This is a genomic window from Collinsella sp. AM24-1, from assembly GCF_003470325.1.
In the GTDB taxonomy this organism is placed as follows: Bacteria; Actinomycetota; Coriobacteriia; order Coriobacteriales; family Coriobacteriaceae; genus Collinsella.
This window is the reverse complement of sequence record NZ_QRHM01000016.1, coordinates 16,696-33,744: the sequence shown is the minus strand read 5'-3', so window position 1 is coordinate 33,744 and position 17,049 is coordinate 16,696. Positions and strand designations below refer to the sequence as shown.

17 protein-coding genes are annotated in these 17,049 nt (G+C 68.2%); all 17 read left to right on the top strand.

What is annotated here, in order from left to right; genetic code table 11:
- Positions 1 to 391: 391 nt before the first annotated feature.
- The 17 genes from cobM to cobK are packed head-to-tail and all read left to right on the top strand — an operon-like array spanning position 392 to position 16,819.
- Positions 392 to 1,183, top strand: a complete 792-nt coding sequence (cobM, locus tag DW661_RS07105; protein WP_118935183.1) for a precorrin-4 C(11)-methyltransferase — start codon at positions 392 to 394, stop codon at positions 1,181 to 1,183.
- 1 nt (position 1,184) lies between these two features.
- Positions 1,185 to 2,369 carry a cobalt-precorrin-5B (C(1))-methyltransferase CbiD gene (cbiD, locus tag DW661_RS07100; RefSeq protein ID WP_233547473.1) on the top strand — a complete coding sequence of 395 codons (1,185 nt, stop codon included), beginning with the start codon at positions 1,185 to 1,187 and terminating at the stop codon, positions 2,367 to 2,369.
- On the top strand, positions 2,362 to 3,051 hold the full coding sequence (gene cobI / locus DW661_RS07095) for a precorrin-2 C(20)-methyltransferase (RefSeq protein WP_117757225.1): 690 nt from the start codon (positions 2,362 to 2,364) through the stop codon (positions 3,049 to 3,051). The genes cbiD and cobI overlap by 8 nt, the downstream gene beginning before the upstream one ends.
- A 42-nt stretch (positions 3,052 to 3,093) precedes the next feature.
- The gene (locus tag DW661_RS07090; protein ID WP_233547472.1) at positions 3,094 to 4,185 is read left to right on the top strand and encodes a cobalt-precorrin 5A hydrolase; all 1,092 of its coding nucleotides are present in this window, start codon (positions 3,094 to 3,096) and stop codon (positions 4,183 to 4,185) included.
- Positions 4,185 to 4,928 carry a precorrin-3B C(17)-methyltransferase gene (gene cobJ / locus DW661_RS07085; RefSeq protein WP_042435525.1) on the top strand — a complete coding sequence of 248 codons (744 nt, stop codon included), beginning with the start codon at positions 4,185 to 4,187 and terminating at the stop codon, positions 4,926 to 4,928. The genes DW661_RS07090 and cobJ overlap by 1 nt, the downstream gene beginning before the upstream one ends.
- Complete coding sequence (gene cbiE, locus DW661_RS07080) at positions 4,916 to 6,388, top strand: precorrin-6y C5,15-methyltransferase (decarboxylating) subunit CbiE (protein WP_118935180.1); 1,473 nt, start codon at positions 4,916 to 4,918, stop codon at positions 6,386 to 6,388. Before cobJ ends, cbiE begins: the two co-directional genes overlap by 13 nt.
- Positions 6,385 to 7,767: a cobyrinate a,c-diamide synthase gene (locus DW661_RS07075; protein ID WP_233547471.1), complete on the top strand. Its 1,383-nt coding sequence runs from the start codon at positions 6,385 to 6,387 to the stop codon at positions 7,765 to 7,767. Before cbiE ends, DW661_RS07075 begins: the two co-directional genes overlap by 4 nt.
- Entirely contained in the window at positions 7,760 to 8,902 is a 1,143-nt protein-coding gene (locus tag DW661_RS07070; protein ID WP_118935177.1) for a nicotinate-nucleotide--dimethylbenzimidazole phosphoribosyltransferase, read from the top strand. The genes DW661_RS07075 and DW661_RS07070 overlap by 8 nt, the downstream gene beginning before the upstream one ends.
- Positions 8,899 to 9,447, top strand: coding sequence for a bifunctional adenosylcobinamide kinase/adenosylcobinamide-phosphate guanylyltransferase (locus tag DW661_RS07065; RefSeq protein WP_117806199.1), 549 nt, complete (start codon positions 8,899 to 8,901; stop codon positions 9,445 to 9,447). Before DW661_RS07070 ends, DW661_RS07065 begins: the two co-directional genes overlap by 4 nt.
- Complete coding sequence (gene cobS / locus DW661_RS07060) at positions 9,444 to 10,211, top strand: adenosylcobinamide-GDP ribazoletransferase (RefSeq protein WP_117758118.1); 768 nt, start codon at positions 9,444 to 9,446, stop codon at positions 10,209 to 10,211. Before DW661_RS07065 ends, cobS begins: the two co-directional genes overlap by 4 nt.
- On the top strand, positions 10,208 to 11,209 hold the full coding sequence (locus DW661_RS07055) for a histidine phosphatase family protein (RefSeq protein ID WP_117786288.1): 1,002 nt from the start codon (positions 10,208 to 10,210) through the stop codon (positions 11,207 to 11,209). The genes cobS and DW661_RS07055 overlap by 4 nt, the downstream gene beginning before the upstream one ends.
- Entirely contained in the window at positions 11,209 to 12,183 is a 975-nt protein-coding gene (gene cbiB / locus DW661_RS07050) for an adenosylcobinamide-phosphate synthase CbiB (RefSeq protein ID WP_118935175.1), read from the top strand. The genes DW661_RS07055 and cbiB overlap by 1 nt, the downstream gene beginning before the upstream one ends.
- Positions 12,180 to 13,403, top strand: a complete 1,224-nt coding sequence (locus DW661_RS07045) for a histidinol-phosphate transaminase (RefSeq protein WP_158568428.1) — start codon at positions 12,180 to 12,182, stop codon at positions 13,401 to 13,403. Before cbiB ends, DW661_RS07045 begins: the two co-directional genes overlap by 4 nt.
- Positions 13,396 to 14,895, top strand: a complete 1,500-nt coding sequence (locus DW661_RS07040; RefSeq protein ID WP_233547470.1) for a cobyric acid synthase — start codon at positions 13,396 to 13,398, stop codon at positions 14,893 to 14,895. Before DW661_RS07045 ends, DW661_RS07040 begins: the two co-directional genes overlap by 8 nt.
- Positions 14,892 to 15,407, top strand: a complete 516-nt coding sequence (locus DW661_RS10245) for a cob(I)yrinic acid a,c-diamide adenosyltransferase (protein WP_199584865.1) — start codon at positions 14,892 to 14,894, stop codon at positions 15,405 to 15,407. The genes DW661_RS07040 and DW661_RS10245 overlap by 4 nt, the downstream gene beginning before the upstream one ends.
- Positions 15,408 to 16,049 carry a precorrin-8X methylmutase gene (locus DW661_RS10240; RefSeq protein WP_117806204.1) on the top strand — a complete coding sequence of 214 codons (642 nt, stop codon included), beginning with the start codon at positions 15,408 to 15,410 and terminating at the stop codon, positions 16,047 to 16,049.
- A complete protein-coding gene (cobK, locus tag DW661_RS07030; protein ID WP_117633800.1) occupies positions 16,046 to 16,819 on the top strand; it encodes a precorrin-6A reductase in 774 nt (257 codons plus the stop codon). The genes DW661_RS10240 and cobK overlap by 4 nt, the downstream gene beginning before the upstream one ends.
- Positions 16,820 to 17,049: the final 230 nt, after the last annotated feature.

Below are 17,049 nucleotides of genomic sequence, written 5' to 3'. Positions count from 1 at the left end.
GCGCACCCCTCGGGGTTCACAAGGAGCTAACGCCACGGCGATGCCGTGAGGAAAAGGCGAAGCAGTCTGGCTTGGGGCGCGAGGCGGTTCGCCCGCGCGTCCTATACAGTAATGTCCCTTGCCCAGGATTCCCACCTGGTTCCCTCCGCAAGCCAGCGCGGGCTGTGCAGGCGCCGCGCCGGTCATTTCCTTTTATCCGATTGTCATATGCTCGTTGCCGAAACTTTTACTATGATAGTGGGCACTTGTGAACGTGTCAAAGCCAGCGCGGGCGGCATTGCGCCTCCTGCCTGCGTATTTGCGCCGATTGCTGCCGCAGGCGCCGTGTTTTGCCCGCTGCGCGAATGGCGGCGTAAACGGTTGCGATGAGAAACGGGAAGGGAAGGCTCGGATGATTCATATCGTTGGCGCAGGTTCGGGCGCCGCCGACCTTATCACGCTGCGCGGGGCGCGTCTTCTACGCGCGGCCGACGTGGTCGTTTGGGCGGGGAGCCTTGTGAACCCCGAGCTGCTCGCCGAGTGCAAGGAATCCTGCGTCGTCTACGACAGCGCGCACATGACCTTGGAGGAAGTGCTCGACGTGATGTGCGCGGCGGATGCGCGGGGCGAGGAAGTGGTGCGCCTGCACACGGGCGACCCGTGCCTGTACGGCGCCATCCAGGAGCAGATGGACGCGCTCGACGCGCGCGGCGTGGTCTACGAGGTGGTGCCCGGCGTGTCGAGCTTTTGCGGTGCCGCGGCGGCGCTTCGCCAGGAATACACGCTGCCGGGAATCAGCCAGTCGGTCGTGATCACGCGGCTTTCCGGGCGCACCCCCATGCCCGCGGGCGAGGGCATGCGCACCATGGCGGAAAGCGGCTCGACTATGGTCATCTTCCTGAGCTCGGGTATGCTCGCCGAGCTTTCCGCCGAGCTTTTGGCCGCGGGCCGCAGCTCCGACGAGCCGGCGGCGCTCGTGTACAAGGCGACCTGGCCTGAGGAGCGCGTGGTGCGATGCACAGTGGGCACGCTCGTTGATGCGGGCGCGCGAGAGGGCATCGACCGCACGGCGCTCGTGGTGGTGGGCCGCGTGCTCGGAGTTCGCGGTGGGCTTGCGCACAACGGCGCGCAAGCGGAGTCGTACGAGCGCAGCAAGCTTTACGACCCTTCGTTTGCCACGGGGTATCGGAAGGCGAGCAGCTAGCGTGGCCTTCGAGCACTACATATATACCGGGACGACCCGCCTGCGCTGCGGCTACACCACGGGGAGTTGCGCCGCGCTTGCGGCGAAGGCGGCCTGCGAGATGCTTTTGTCACGAAAGCCCGTCGGCCGCGTGTCGATCGTCACCCCCGGCGGGCTGCCCGTCGAGGCGAACGTGGTCGACGCATGTATCGGCGAGGGGTGCGCCCAGTGCGCCGTGCGAAAGGACGCAGGCGACGATGCAGATGTGACCGACGGCGTGCTCGTGTACGCGCGCGTGGAACATGCGGGGTCGGGCACGGGCGCTGCGGGCAGCAAGGGCGTGCCCGCGCGCGAATCGGAAGTTTCCGTCGATGGCGGCGTGGGCGTGGGGCGCGTGACGTTGCCCGGGCTCGAGCAGCCGGTGGGGGCGGCCGCCATCAACGCGACGCCGCGCGCGATGATCACTTCGGCGGTGCGCGAGGTGTGTGCCGCGCACGGCTTTTCTGGAAATATTGCTGTGACGATTTCGGTACCCGAGGGTGTTGCCCTTGCCGAAAAGACCTTCAACCCGCACCTGGGGATAGAGGACGGCATTTCCATCCTGGGCACGACGGGCATCGTCGAGCCGCGCAGCCTTGCTGCCTTGCGCGACAGCATCGAGCTCGAGATCCGGCAGCATGCGGCTATGGGGCGGCGCGGAGTCGTGCTCACGCCCGGCAACTACGGCGGGCAGTTCATCTCGGGGCATTTCCACCTAAACGGTGCGCCGGTGGTCTTCATCTCCAACTTCGTGGGCGATGCGATTGATTGCTGCGTTCGCGAGGGATTTACCAATGTCCTTCTTGTGGGACACATCGGCAAGCTGGTGAAGGTTGCGGGCGGCATCATGGACACCCATTCGCGTACCGCCGACTGCCGCGCGGAGATTCTGGCCGCCCACGCGGCCTTGGCCGGCGCTGGCGCGAAGACCGTGCGCGATATCATGTCGTCGGTCACGACCACGGCGGCGCTTGAGGTAATCGAGACCGCCGGCGTGGGGGACGCTGCGCGCGCCTCGCTCGCTGTGGCAATCGAGGACAGGTTGCGCCGCCGCGCGGCGGGCGGATGCGACATCGCCGCGGTCGTGTTCGACGCCGAGCGCCGCGAGCTTTTCCGCACGTCGGGCGCCGATGCAGTTATCGGGGAATTGGGGGCGACGTATGAGTAAAGGCGTGCTGTACGGGGTGGGCACGGGGCCTGGCGACCCCGAGCTGCTCACGATCAAGGCCGTCCGCACAATCGAATCGTGTCCGGTCATCGCCGCACCGCAGACGGCGGACGGGGCCATGGTCGCGCTCGACATCGTACGCGGTGCCGTCGACCTTACAGGCAAGACGGTGATCCCCGTGCGATTCTCGATGACGCGCGACGTCGAGCGCCGCGCGGCCGAGCATGCCTCGCTTGTTCGCGAGCTTGTCGCGCACCTGGATGCTGTCCGCGACGTCGCGCTGCTGAACCTGGGGGACCCGAGCATCTACGCCACCTTCCAGCGCATAGCGCCCGACGTGCGCGCCCGCGGGTTCGAGGCGCGCGCTATTCCCGGCGTGCCGAGCTTCTGCGCGGTCGCCGCGGCGCTCGAGCGCGACCTCACGCCCGAGATGTCGTCGCCTCTGCACATCGTGCCCGGCGGCTACGACGACGTGCGCCGCGCAATCGGCTGGCCGGGGGCGAAGGTGGTCATGAAGGCGCGCCGCTCGCTTGCGGACACGAAGCGCATCCTTCGCGAGGAGGGCGCCTTCGACGGTGCCGAGCTCGTAGAGGACTGTGGGCTTCCGGGCGAGCGCGTGTACTGCTCGCTCGACGATGTGCCCGATCGGGGCAGCTACTTCTCGACGATGGTGGTGCGCTAGATGAGGGTTTCCTGCATAGCGTTCACTGAGAGGGGGTATGCGTTGGCGGAGCGCACCGCACGCGCGCTTTCCGATTGCGCGCAGACAGGTGAAGATGACCCTGGCTGGGACGTTTCCGTTTCGCGCGGGTTCGGCGAGGGGAAGGCCGACCTGCGCGCATGGACGGCGCTCGCGTGGGAAGCGTCGGACGCGCTTCTGTTCGTGGGCGCGGCGGGCATCGCCGTGCGGGCGATCGCGCCGCATGTCGCCTCGAAGGCAAGCGATTCCGCGGTTGTGGCGATCGACGAGGCGGGGCGCTTTGCCGTCCCGCTTTTGTCGGGGCATTTGGGCGGTGCGAACGAGCTTGCGCAAACTGTGGCACGCGCGGCAGGGGCCATCCCCGTCATCACCACGGCGACCGACGTCCGCGGCGTGTGGGCGGTGGATACGTGGGCGCGCTGTGCGGGGCTCGCCGTTTCGAATCCCGAGGCCATCAAGCGAGTGTCGGCGCGGCTGCTTTCGGGCGGGCGCGTGGCGCTCTATTCCGACATGCCGATTTCGGGACAGCCGCCTGAGGGGGTTGACATTGCGTCCGACCGCGCTCGGGCCGATATCGTCGTGTCGCCGTTCGCTGGCGCGAATGCAGGTGCGTCCGTTCGCGCAGCGGAGACGACGGGCGATGTCGTGCCCGCCGGTGAGGCGGGGAAGCCGGCGGGCGTGCGGGCGCAGGCGCCTGCGCCCGAGCCGCTTCGCCTTGTCGTGCCCTGCATCGTTGCGGGCATAGGGTGCCGTCGCGGTGCGTGCGCCGAAGCGATCGGGGAGGCGTTTCTTCTCGCGTGCGGGCAGGCGGGTATCTCGCCTTCGGCCGTGCGCGAGGCGGCGACGATCGACGTGAAGGCGCACGAGGAGGGTCTGCTCGCCTTCTGCCGCGCGCGCAAGATTCCGCTTGCGACGTATTCCGCAGAGGAGTTGTCGCAGGTCGAAGGCAGCGTTTCGCCATCTGATTTCGTGCGTGCGACGGTGGGGGTCGACAATGTGTGCGAGCGCGCGGCGCTCGCGGGCGGGGGCAAACTTATCTTCCCGAAGCTCGCTCACGGCGGCGTGACCGTCGCGTTTTCCAAGGTAACTATCGAACTTTCGTATAAGGAGCGGTGATGGGAAAGCTCTTCGTGGTGGGGATCGGCCCGGGCGGCCCCGACGGCATGACGATTGCGGCTCGGCGCGCGCTCGAGGCGGCCGACATCGTTGTGGGGTACACGAAATACGTGGAGCTCGCGCTCGCCGCCGTGCCCGACGCGGCGCATCTCGCGACGCCGATGATGCACGAGGTCGAACGGTGCCGCCTGGCGCTTTCGCGCGCGCAGAGCGGAGAAGCCGTGGCGCTCGTGTGCAGCGGTGACGCGGGCGTGTACGGCATGGCGAGCCCCGTGCTGGAGCTTGCGGAGGACTACCCCGATGTAGACGTGGAAGTTATCGCCGGGGCCACCGCGGCTCAGAGCGGGTCGGCGGTGCTCGGCGCCCCGCTTGCCCACGACTTCGCGGTCGTGTCGCTCTCCGACCTGCTCACGCCGTGGGAGGTCATCGAGCGCAGGCTCGCTGCCGTGGCGAGCGCCGACTTCTGCATCTGTTTGTACAACCCGCGCAGCAGAAAGCGCGCCGACAGGCTCTCGCGCGCGGCGAAGATTATGCTCGAATGGAAGGCCCCCGACACGCTCTGCGGCTGGGTACGCAACATCGGGCGCGAGGGGCAGCAGTCGGGCATGTGCAGGCTCTCCGAGCTGGGGGAGTTCGACGCCGACATGTTCACCACCGTGTTCGTCGGCAACGCGGACACGAAGCGCGTAGGCGGCCGTATGGTCACGCCGCGCGGGTATCGGGAGATTCCATGCGAAAGGTAACGATCATCGGGGCGGGGCCCGGAAACCCCGACTTGCTCTCGCGAGCGGCGCTCGACGCGATCGACATCGCCGACGTGGTCATCGGCGCTCATCGCGCGCTTGTCGGCATCGACGTGCCGCCCGACGTGGTGAGATGCGAGCTCGTGAAGACGGCGGACATCGTCGCCGCGCTCACTGATGCGGCGTCGTGGCAGCGCGCCGTGGTCGTGATGACGGGCGATGTGGGGCTGTTCAGCGGCGCGCGCCGCCTGGTGGAGGCGCTCTCCGGCGACGCGCGGGTGGACGTGCGCGTCATTCCCGGCATAAGCTCAGCGTCGTATCTCGCCGCGCGCCTCGCGCGTCCATGGCAGGATTGGCGCTTCGCGAGCGCTCACGGCGTGGCGTGCGACATCGTGGCCGAGGCCGAGCGCGCAGGTGAGCTCTTCCTCGCCACTTCGGGCGGGGAAGACCCCTCGCGGCTTTCGGGCGAGCTTGTGCAGGCGGGCTTCGCGGACGCGCGCGTGACGGTGGCCGAGCGCCTGTCGTACCCCGACGAGCGCATCACCTGCGCGACCGCAAGTGAAATCGCAGGTCAGACGTTCGACGACTTGAACGTGATGCTTATCGAGCTCGCAGGCTGCGCCGGGTCGCCTGCGGGCTCTAGCGCAGCCTCCGAGGCGCCGGCCGGCGCGTCTGCGCCCGCGGCGGCTTCTTTCGCGGCGGACTCTGCGGGCGCATCCCGCGCCGCGAGCTCCCGCTGGCCGTACGCTTCCTCGGGCATTCCCGACGAGCTCTTCATCCGCGGCGACGTTCCCATGACCAAGCAGGAGGTGCGCGCCGTCGCGCTCGCGAAGCTGCGCCTTACCGCGACCGACACCGTGTGGGATGTCGGCGCCGGCACGGGGAGCGTGTCGATCGAGGCGGCGCTCGTCGCGCGAGCGGGGTCGGTATGGGCGGTCGAGCGCAACGCGGCCGGCGTGCGGCTCATCCGAGAGAACGCGGATGCATTCGGGTGCGGCAACGTGCATGCGGTCCCCGGTGTTGCCCCCGAAGCGCTCGCAAAACTGCCCGTCCCCGACGCCGTGTTCGTCGGCGGGAGCGCGGGCGAGCTTCCCTCCATCGTGGAGGCGGCGCTCGAGAAGAACTCGCAGGTTCGCCTGTGCGTCCCATGCGTAACCGTTGAGACGCTCACCGAGGCGTGCGCGCTCCTCTCGGGTTCGCGCTTTAAGGGGTTCGAGGCCTGCCAGGTGTCGGCCGCCCGCGCCGAGGCTGTAGGCTCGCACCATCTTATGAAGGCACAAAACCCCGTGTTCCTCGTCAGCGCGCGTGGTACGGGCGCGGATGCCGAGGAGCTTGCCGATGTCGGGGCGCTTGTTGAGTCGCCTGTCGGGGAGGACCCCTCTACCGAGGGGAAACCATCCGTTGAGGTGGTCTCGCTTGCTAACTGCAACGCCGCAGGCGGGGAAGGCGGTGCCCGGTGAGCACGTCCATCCCGCGCTTCATGGTCGCTGCGCCCTCGAGCGGGAGCGGCAAGACGGTCGTCACGTGCGCGCTCCTGCGCGCGCTCGCGCGTCGCGGCCTTGCATGCGCGGCCTTCAAATGTGGCCCCGACTACATTGACCCGCTCTTTCACCGCCGCGTCGTGGGTGCGCGCTCGGGCAACTTAGACGGCTTCTTCGCTGACGCCCCGACGCTGCGCGCCCTGCTCGCACGCGGCGCCGCGGGTGCGGATGTCGCGGTGCTCGAGGGGGTCATGGGCTTCTACGACGGCATGGCGCCCGGCGTGGCCGAAGCGAGCAGCTACCAGGTTGCGCGCGACACGGAAACGCCGGTCGTTTTAGTGGTGAACGGGCGCGGGGCGTCTTTATCGCTCGCCGCCGTAATCCGCGGCATCGCCGAGTTCCTGCCTTGTGCGAACGTGCGCGGCGTCGTGCTGAACAGGACGAGCGCCGCTGCCTGCGCCTACGCGGCGCCTGCGATCGAGAAGCACACGGGCGTCGCGGTTTTGGGGAATATCCCCGCCGACGAGACGTTCTCGCTCGAAAGCCGGCATCTGGGGCTTGTGACCGCCGACGAGGTCGAGCAGCTCTCCGCGCGCATCGACAAGATGGCCGAGCTGGTGGAAAAGAGCGTCGACGTCGACCGCTTGCTCGAAATAGCTGCGACGGCCCCCGATATCCGCGAGGAACCTTACCGGTTGGAGCCGATCGCGGGAGCGCGGCCCATCGTCGGCGTCGCGCGTGACGAGGCGTTCTCGTTCTACTACGAGGAGAACCTGCACGCGCTCGAGGACCTTGGTTGCGAGCTGGCCTTTTTCAGCCCCCTGTGTGATAGCGAGTTGCCCCGGGGGACAAGCGCCCTCTATCTGGGGGGCGGCTACCCGGAGCTCCATGCGCGGCAGCTCTCCGAGAACGCGCCGATGCGCGAGGCGGTGCGGCGCGCGGTGGAATCCGGCATGCCGACGGTCGCCGAATGCGGTGGGTTTCTGTACCTGCAGCGCGAAATCGCCGATAGCGAGGGGCGGCGCTGGCCTGTTGCGGGCGCCCTTGAGGGCGCAAGCGAGAACGGGGGAAGGCTGTCCCATTTCGGGTACGTGGAGCTCACTTCCCAACGCGACGGGCTCTACGGGCCGCGCGGCACACGCATCCGCGCGCACGAGTTCCACTACTGGCAGTCCACCTGCCCGGGCGGCGACTTTTGGGCGAAGAAGCCCCGGCGCGACAAGGGCTGGCCGTGCATGTCGACCACCCCGTCCCTGGTTGCGGGCTTCCCGCATGTGTACTATCCTGCGAACCCCGACGTTGCGCGCGCGTTCGCGTCTGCCGCGGCGTCGTTTGCAGAGAGGAGACGGCATGGCTGAAGCAACCGAAACCGCGCTTGCCTGCATCCGCGAGGAAGTCGAGCGCGCGTTCTCGTCGGCGCCGGGCGCCGTGCTCGAAGCCACTCTCTCCCGGATCGAGCCCGCAGACGAGTGCGCCCGCGCCGCCGCGTACGCCGCGTGGGACTCCATCGCGCACCCCTTGGGGGGATTGGGCGACTTTGAAGACGCCGTCGCGTGTATCGCCGCAGCTCAGGGGAGCGCCGAGGTGGCCGAGTTTCCCCGTGCGCTCGCGGTATTCTTCTCCGACAACGGGGTTGTTGCCGAAGGCGTGTCGCAAAGCGGGCAAGACGTGACGCGAGCCGTCGCGCGTAACATGTGCGAGGGGGCCACGAGCGCCTGCCGCATGGCGGCGTTCGCGGGTGCCGAGGTCGTGCCCGTCGACGTGGGTATGGCCCGGGGCATAGAAGACGCGCACATGGTGCGCGCGAACGTGCGGCGGGGGAGCGGCAACATCGCGCACGGCTCCGCTATGTCTCGAGATGGGGCCGTGCGCGCGATCGAGGTCGGAATCGCCGTCGCGTGCGGGCTTGCCCGCGCCGGCGTGCGCCTTCTCGCCGCGGGCGAGATGGGCATCGGCAACACGACCACCTCGGCGGCGGTGGCCGCAGTGCTCATCCGGGCGGACGCGCGGAGCCTCGTCGGGCGCGGCGCGGGGCTCTCGGACGCCTCGCTCGCGCGCAAGCGCGACGTGGTCGAGCGCGCTATCGACGCGAACTTGCCCGATCCCGCCGACCCGATCGACGTGCTCTCGAAGGTGGGCGGCTTCGACATCGCGGCGATTTGCGGCTTCTACCTGGGGGCCGCGGCCTCGAAGGCGCCGGCGCTCCTCGACGGGGTCATATCCTGCACGGCGGCTCTGTGCGCGGCGCGCCTGTGCCCCAACGCCTTGGGCTACCTCGTGGGCACCCACGCATCAAGTGAACCCGCAAGCCGGGAGCTCCTTCGCGAGCTCGGCATAAAGGCACCCCTCGACGCAGGCATGCACTTGGGCGAGGGCGCGGGCGCCATGGCGTATCTGCCCCTTCTGGATTCGGCTCTGCGCGTGTACCGGGATGGGAAGACGTTCACGGCGACTGGCATGGCTGCTTACGAGCATTTCGAGGCCGGGAAATGACGGTGACGCTCGTCATCGGCGCCGCCACGAGCGGCAAGAGCGCCTACGCCGAGTCCCTGTGCCTCGGGCACGACGGCCCCCGCGTGTACCTGGCAACGATGGAGCCCTTCGGGGAAGAGGGCGCCCGCCGCATCGCGCGCCATCGGGCGCTGCGCGAGGGCAAGGGGTTTTCCACCCTCGAGCGCACGCGTGACGTGGGCGCCGCAGTGCCCGGGCTTCCGCGCGGCTGCACGCTTCTTTTGGAGGACGTGGGCAACCTGGTTGCGAACGAGCTTTTCGCGGAAGGCGGCTTGTCCCCACGTGACCCCGACGCTGCGGCGCGCGAGGTACTCGGAGGCATCGAACGGCTCGCTCAGGCCGCTGCGTATACGGTGGTGGTCACCGTCGACGTGTTCGCCGATGGGATGCGCTACGATGAGGGGACCGAGGCATGGAGGCGCGCGCTCGCGCGCGTGAACGCGGGCGTGGCGGCGCTGGCCGACCGCGCAGTCGAAGTGGTATGCGGGATTCCCGTGTGGATGAAAGGTGAAGGACCTACAAGGTGAAGATAGCAGAGGCAATCGGCGCGGCGTTCGGAACGTTCTCGCGCATCCCCGTCCCGAAATCGGCCTGGACCGATTTCGGGTCAACCCATGCGCTTGCCGCGTTTCCCCTGGTGGGCCTTGCGGAAGGGTTCCTCATGACGGCGTGGGGACACGTTGCGAACCTGCTCGGCGTGCCCGCGACCATCGTCGCGGCCGTGCTCGTGGCGCTGCCTGTGGCGGTGACGGGGGGCATCCACCTAGACGGGCTCTGCGACACCTCCGATGCGCTTGCAAGTTGGGCCCCGCGCGAGCGAAAACTCGAGATCATGCACGACCCGCGGGCGGGCGCCTTCGGGGTCATCGGTGTTGTTGTGTACCTTATTCTGCAGTTTTCCCTGTTCACCGCGCTGCCGCTTACGGCGGGGGCGTTCCTCGCACTTCTGTGCTCGCTCGTGTTCTCCCGCTCGCTTTCGGGGCTCGCCGTTGAATGCTGGCCTGCCGCGCGTGCGGACGGCATGGCCGCGGGGCTCTCGCCTGCTAAGAAGCGCGCGGCGATCGTCGTGCCGCTTTGCGCTTTCGCTGCGGCTTCGGCTGCAGGGATGGTCGCGTGCGCTCAGGCCGTCGGCGCCCTTATGGCGGTGGCGGGGCTTTTGGCGCTCGCGTGGTACCGCCATGTTGCCCTGTCCCGCTTCGGCGGGGTGACGGGGGATTTGGCCGGATGGTTTCTGCAATGGGCCGAGCTCGCGATGCTTGCCATGCTGGTGGCGGGGGGCATGCTCCTATGATGCTCGTGGTAGGTGGCGCGCATTCCGGGAAGAGGACCTTCGTGCGCGAAAAGCTCGGGTTCGCGGCGGACGATTTCGTCGACGCGGCGCAGTTTGCGGAGGGCGGCGTGCCCGCGGCTTTTGCCGGCCGTGTCGCTTACTGTGCTGAGGAACTCGTACGCGCGCTCGACGCTGACCGGGCGCTCGAGCGGCTGATCGGCTTCGACGTAGTGATTCTGTCCTTGGTCGGCTCGGGGGTCGTCCCTATGCGTGCGGAAGACGCCCAATGGCGCGAGCGCGCGGGGCGCCTGGGATGCGCGCTCGCTGCGCGCGCCGACGTCGTCGTGCGCATGACGTGCGGGATTCCCCAGGTCATCAAGGGAAACCTTGATGATGCGCCTCGAGGGACGCAGGGCGCGGGCGCGCCTTTGGAAGTCGTCTTCGTGCGCCATGGTGCCACGGCGGGCACGGAAGACCATCGCTACAGCGGGGCGGGCACCGACGAGCCCCTGTCGAGCGCGGGCGAGCGCGCTTTGCGCGACCTCGCATGCTATCGTGACGTGTTCCGTGTTATCACGAGCGGCATGGCCCGCACCGACCAGACGGCGCGCATCCTCTTCCCGAACGCGGAGCTTATGGCGTGCCCCGGTCTGCGCGAGATGGATTTCGGCGACTTCGAGGGACGAAGCGCCGCCGAGCTTAAAGAGGATGCGCGCTACCGCGCCTGGGTAGACTCCTGGTGCGAGACGCGCTGCCCGCATGGCGAGGGCAAGAGCGATTTCACCCGCCGCGTCGTCGCGGCGTTTCGGGAGGCGTGCAAATCGGAGCGTGCCCAGGGGAGTGGGCGCGCCGTCTTCGTCGTTCACGCGGGTACCGTGAAAGCGCTGCTCTCCGAGTTAGCTGTCCCGAAAATTGGATACTTCGACGTGCATACCGAGCCGGGCGGCGCATGGGCCGCCACCTGGGATGGGCGCTGCCTTCGCGACGTTCGCCCCGCTTCGGGGGGCGATGCCCGGTGATGACGATTCTTGCCGTCGCCGCCGGGTTCGCGGCCGACCTTGCCTTCGGCGACCCGCGCTGGCTTCCCCATCCCGTCGTCGCCATGGGGCGCGCGATCACGTGGGCCGAAGGCCGCCTGCGGGGCGCATTCCCGCAAACGTCCGCGGGCACGCGCGCCGCAGGTCTTGTGCTCGCCGTGGCGCTTCCGCTTGCGTGTGGGCTTTTGACCTGGGGCATCCTGCATCTTTGCAGCATGGTTCACTCCGGCTTGCGCTTCGTTGCCGAGGCATGGGCGAGCTATCAGATTCTCGCGACATGCGAGCTGCGCCGCCAGAGCCTGGCCGTGGCCCGCGCGTTCTCGAAGGGCGGCCTTGTCGCGGCGCGCGAAGCCGTCGGGCTCATCGTGGGACGCGACACGTCTGTTCTCGACGAGCACGGCGTCGCGCGTGCCGCCGTGGAAACGGTGGCGGAGAACGCGAGCGACGGCGTCATCGCGCCGCTTTTCTACCTTATGATCGGGGGTGCGCCCTTGGGCATGGCGTACAAGGCGGTGAATACGCTCGACAGCATGGTGGGCTACAAAAACGAGCGCTACATCGACTTCGGCTGCGCCTCGGCGCGCCTCGACGATGCGGCGAACTGGATTCCCGCGCGCTTATCGGCCCTGCTCATGATCGCCGTGTGCCCGATCGTCGGGCTCGACGCGCGCGGGGCGGCGCGCATCTGGCGCCGCGACAGGCGTCGCCATGCGAGCCCGAACGCGGCGCAGACCGAGTCAGCGTGCGCGGGCGCGCTCGGGCTGCGCCTGGCAGGACCCGCGGTGTATTTCGGCAAGCTCGTTGAGAAACCGACGATAGGAGACGCGTCCCGCGAAATCGAGTGGGGCGACATCGCCCGGGCGACAAGGCTCATGCTCGCTGCGTCCGTATGCGCGCTCGTCGTCTTCGGCGCCGCGCGCGCGGCGGTCGTGCTCGCCGTGGGGGCGATGGCATGAGGGAAGACCACGCCGCGCCCCGGGCTGCCGGGGGAATCCTGCGCGCCCGTACGCATGGGGGCAGCGCGCAATCGCTCGGCATCGCTTGCGAAGGGGGCGCCTCCGACCTCATTGACTTTTCGGTGAACGTGAATCCGGCAGGCCCCTCGCCGCGCGCCGTCGCCGCAGCTTGCAAGGCGCTTTCTCGAATCGACGCCTACCCCGATAGGGAAAGCCTCGCCCTCGTTCGCGCGCTAGCGCGCGACCAGGGCATTCCCGAAGATACTATCGTCTGCGGCGCGGGCGCGTCCGACATCATCTGGCGGCTCGCCGCGGCGGTGCGCCCGAAACGCATCGTCGTGTGCGCGCCGACGTTCTCTGAATATGCGGAGGCGGCATCGTACTACGGCGCATGCGTGCAGGAGTTCCCGCTCTCCGAAGCGGACGACTTCGACGTGCCCGCCTCCTTCGCCCGCGCGATCGAGGGGCCGGGAGACGTGGCGTACCTCTGCAATCCGAACAACCCGACGGGGCGCCTCGTCGACCCCAGCGTGATCGAGGCCGCGGCTTGCCGCTGCGAGCAGGTGGGCGCGCTGCTCGTCGTGGACGAGTGCTTCCTCGGATTTGCGCCCGACGCCCGCGAAAGGAGCGTGGCCGCACGCGCCGCGTGTTCGCGCCATGTGGCCGTGCTCTCCGCGTTCACCAAGCTCTACGGAATGGCGGGGTTGCGGTTGGGATATCTGATCAGCGGAAACGCCCAACTCATCGAGGGGATTCGCCGGGCGGGGCAGGCGTGGCCTGTCTCCTCGGTCGCCGAGGCCGCGGGCATCGCCGCCCTGGAAGACGTTGAATACGTCTCGCGCACGCGCGATGTATTGGCGGGCGAGCGAGCGTGGCTTTCCCATGAGCTCTCCTCGCTCGGGCTTTCCGTCGTGCCGTCGGATGCGAACTTCCTTTTAGTCCGCACGCCGGCGAAAGACATCCCCGAGCGCCTGTATAAACAGGGGGTTTTGGTCCGCACGTGCGACTCGTTTTCGGTACTGTCCCGTTTCTGGTGCCGCGTCGCGGTGCGCACGCGCAAGGAGAACGCCCGGCTTGCGATGGCGTTCAGCCGCGCGCTTCGGGCGGAAGGCGCATCGGGCGAAGGCGAACCCGACGAACGGGGCGGCGCTTCTTGCAGCAACGCTATGGCGGGCGCGGATGGCCGAGGCTCGGCGAAGGAGGTCGATACCCGTGGGTAGGGCGAAGCCCATCATGATCCAGGGCACCATGTCGAACGCGGGGAAGAGCCTGCTTGCGGCGGGGCTGTGCCGTGTGCTTTCGCAGGACGGCCTGCGCGTGGCTCCCTTCAAGAGCCAGAACATGGCGCTCAACAGCGGTGTCACGGCCGATGGGCTCGAGATGGGGCGCGCCCAGATCATGCAGGCCGAGGCGTGCGGCATCGCGCCCGACGTGCGCATGAACCCCATCCTGCTCAAGCCCGAAAGCGACCACCGAAGCCAGCTCATCGTGGCCGGCAAGGCGCAGGGAGCCTTCGCTGCGAGGGACTACTTCGCGCGAAAGAAGGCGTTCATGCCGCAGATTTTGGAGGCGTTCGATTCGCTCGCGGAGGAAAACGACGTCATCGTCATCGAGGGCGCCGGCAGCCCCGTCGAAATCAACCTTGCCGAAAACGACATCGTCAACATGGGGCTCGCGCGCGCCGTGTCCTCCCCCGTGCTGCTCGCGGGCGACATCGACCCAGGCGGGGTGTTTGCCCAGCTCTACGGCACGGTCGCGCTCTTTGCGCCCGAGGATCGCGCTCTTTTGCGGGGGCTTGTGGTGAACAAGTTCCGCGGCGATGTGGAAATCCTGCGCCCGGGTTTGGCCCCGCTCGAGAAGATGTGCGGGGTTCCCGTCGTGGGGGTCGTGCCGTATCTTACGCTCGACCTGGACGACGAGGACTCGCTCGCGCCGCGCCTATCTGCCCGCGAGGCGCGCGGCGTCATCGACGTCGCCGTCGTGCGCCTTCCACATCTGTCGAACTTCACCGACTTCGACCCGCTTTCGCGCGTGCCCGGCGTGGGCGTGCGCTACGTTTCCTCGACGACCGATCTGGGCCGACCCGACCTGGTGGTGCTTCCCGGCTCGAAGTCCACGCTCGACGACGCGCGCTGGCTTGCGGCTAGCGGCATCGGAGCCTGTGTCCGCGCGCTTTCGGGCGCGGGCACACCGGTGCTCGGCATATGCGGAGGCTACCAGCTTTTGGGAGACGAGCTTTCCGACCCGCACGGCAGGGAAGGCGCTGGCACCGCGCGCGGGCTCGGGCTCATCCCTGCAAGTACGGTGTTCAAGGAGGAAAAGCGCCTCGCCCAGTCGGAGCTGCGCATCACGGGCGCCCAAGGCGCGTTTTCGGTGTGGAACGGCATGACGGCGCGCGGGTACGAGATTCACGACGGAGAAACGACCGTCTCCTGCGCTCCTGCGGGCACGATTGGCGGCAAACCAGAAGGCGCGGCCTGCGGAAACGTGTTCGGAACCTATCTCCACGGCCTGTTCGACGAACCGGGGGTGGCGCTCGCCCTCGCGCGCTCGCTCGCGCGCATGCGCGGCCTGCCCGAGAGCGTCGTGGGTGCTGCGGGCGCAGCGTCCGCGGCCGATCACCGTGCGCGCGAATTCGACCGCCTGGCCGACGTCGTGCGCGGGGCGCTCGACATGGAGTATATCTACCGCATTATCGAGGAGGGCGTATGATCCACGTGTATCATGGCGACGGCAAAGGCAAGACCACGGCGGCGATGGGCCTCGCCCTTCGCATGCTCGCCGCAGGCCGCCACGTCGTCGTCGTGCAGTTCCTGAAAGACGGCGAAAGCGGGGAGGCGCGCCTGCTCGCCGAGCATTTCGGCGTGCCCGTGTTCGCGGGGAAGGTGTCGGACAAGTTTACCTGGTCAATGACGTCGGAAGAACTTGCCGCGACGTGCGAGCTGCACGATGGGAACCTCGCTTCCGCGCTCGCCGAGCTCGAGGGCGCTCAGGAGGGGCTGCTCGTGCTCGACGAGGCGCTCGACGCGCTATCGAAGGGGCTTGTCGACGAGGCGCTCGTGGACCGCGCGCTCGATATGTCCGCGCGCGGCGTCGAAGTAGCGCTCACCGGGCGCGCGCCTTCCCGCAAGATCGTGGAGAAGGCCGACTACATAACCGAGATGCGGTGCAAGAAACATCCCTACGAGCAGGGGATATGTGCAAGGGAAGGAGTGGAGTACTAGATGGATTCCAAGGAGATGGCGCCCGGCGACATCGAGCGGCGCAGCTTCGAGATCATCACCGAAGAGCTCGGCGGCCGCACGTTCCCGCCGCTCGAAGAGCCCGTCGTGAAGCGCGTCATCCACACCACTGCCGACTTCTCGTACGCCGATTCCCTCGTGTTTACCCATGACGCCGCGCACTGTGCGCTCGACGCACTGCGCGCAGGGGCCACGGTGCTCACCGACACGAACATGGCGCTCGCAGGCATAAGCAAGCCCGCGCTCGCGAAGCTCGGCTGCAAGGCCGTGTGCTTCATGGCCGACCCTGATGTCGCCGCGGCTGCGCGCGCCGCGGGCACGACTCGCGCCGTTGCGAGCATGGACAAAGCTTGCGGCATCGAGGGTCCGCTCATCGTGGCCGTCGGCAACGCTCCCACAGCACTTCTGCGCCTCGCCGAGCTCATGGACGCGGGGAAGATCGCGCCCGCGCTCGTCGTTGGGGTGCCGGTCGGGTTTGTGAACGTGGTCGAGGCGAAAGAGGAGCTACTCGCACGGCGCGTGCCAGCCATCGTCGCGAGGGGTCGCAAGGGCGGCTCGACCGTGGCGGCTGCCATTATGAACGCGCTGCTCTACCAGATCACGCGCCCAGGCGGCCCGAAGTGACGGCGCCCGCATCCGCGCCGGCGCTGCGCATCTTCGCCGGCACCACCGAGGGCCGCCTTCTGTGCGAATGGGCGAGCAGGGCGGGCATCCCCGCCCGTGCCTACGCGGCAACCGAGTACGGAGGCGAGCTTTTGGGCGAGCTTCCGGGCATCGAGGTGCATGCGGGCAGGCTCGACGATGCCGACATGGAGCGCGAGCTTTCCGGCGCGTGCATCGTTGTCGACGCCACGCACCCCTTCGCTACGCTCGCAAGCGGCAACATCCGGGCCGCTTCGCTCGCCGTGGGTGCACGATGCCTGCGCCTTGCGCGCCCGGTCGAGGCGCTGCCCAAAGGCGTCGTGCCGGTCGCGTCGATCGCCTGCGCGGCGCGCTTTCTCTCCGAGAACCCGGGTCGCGCGCTTCTCACGACGGGGAGCAAGGAGCTTGCTCCCTACACGAGCGTCGCCGATTTCGCGGAGCGCTTCTTCGTGCGTGTGCTCCCGCTGCCCGGTGCTATAACGAAGTGCATCGACGCGGGGTTTTCGCCGTCGCACGTCATCGGCATGCAGGGGCCCTTCACCCGCGAGCTCAACGAGGCGATGCTTCGGCAGGTGGGCGCCCAGTGGCTTGTGACTAAGGACTCGGGAACCGTAGGCGGCACGGCCGAGAAGCTCGCCGCCGCGCGCGACGTGGGAGCGCGCTGCATCGTGGTCACCCGTCCCGCCGAGGGAAGCGGGGCCCTTTCGCTTCGGGAAGTGGAAGACGTGCTCTTACGGGAGTTCGCGCGCTAGGCGCTTGCCGCGCCTAGCGCGCCCTCCCGCCCGCGAGGAGGAGCGTCCCGAGCAAGCTCGACCCGTACAAGCCCGTCATCCATCAATAGCTCGAGGACGACGCCCAGAACTGGCGCAAACAGCCCTTCAATAAGTTGCGGTGAAATAGTGTCTGTTTTTGCTGCTAGATAGCATATTCAGTCCCTAATTCACCGCAACTTGTTGGTGGTGGCTTACTGGTAGCTGGTGGT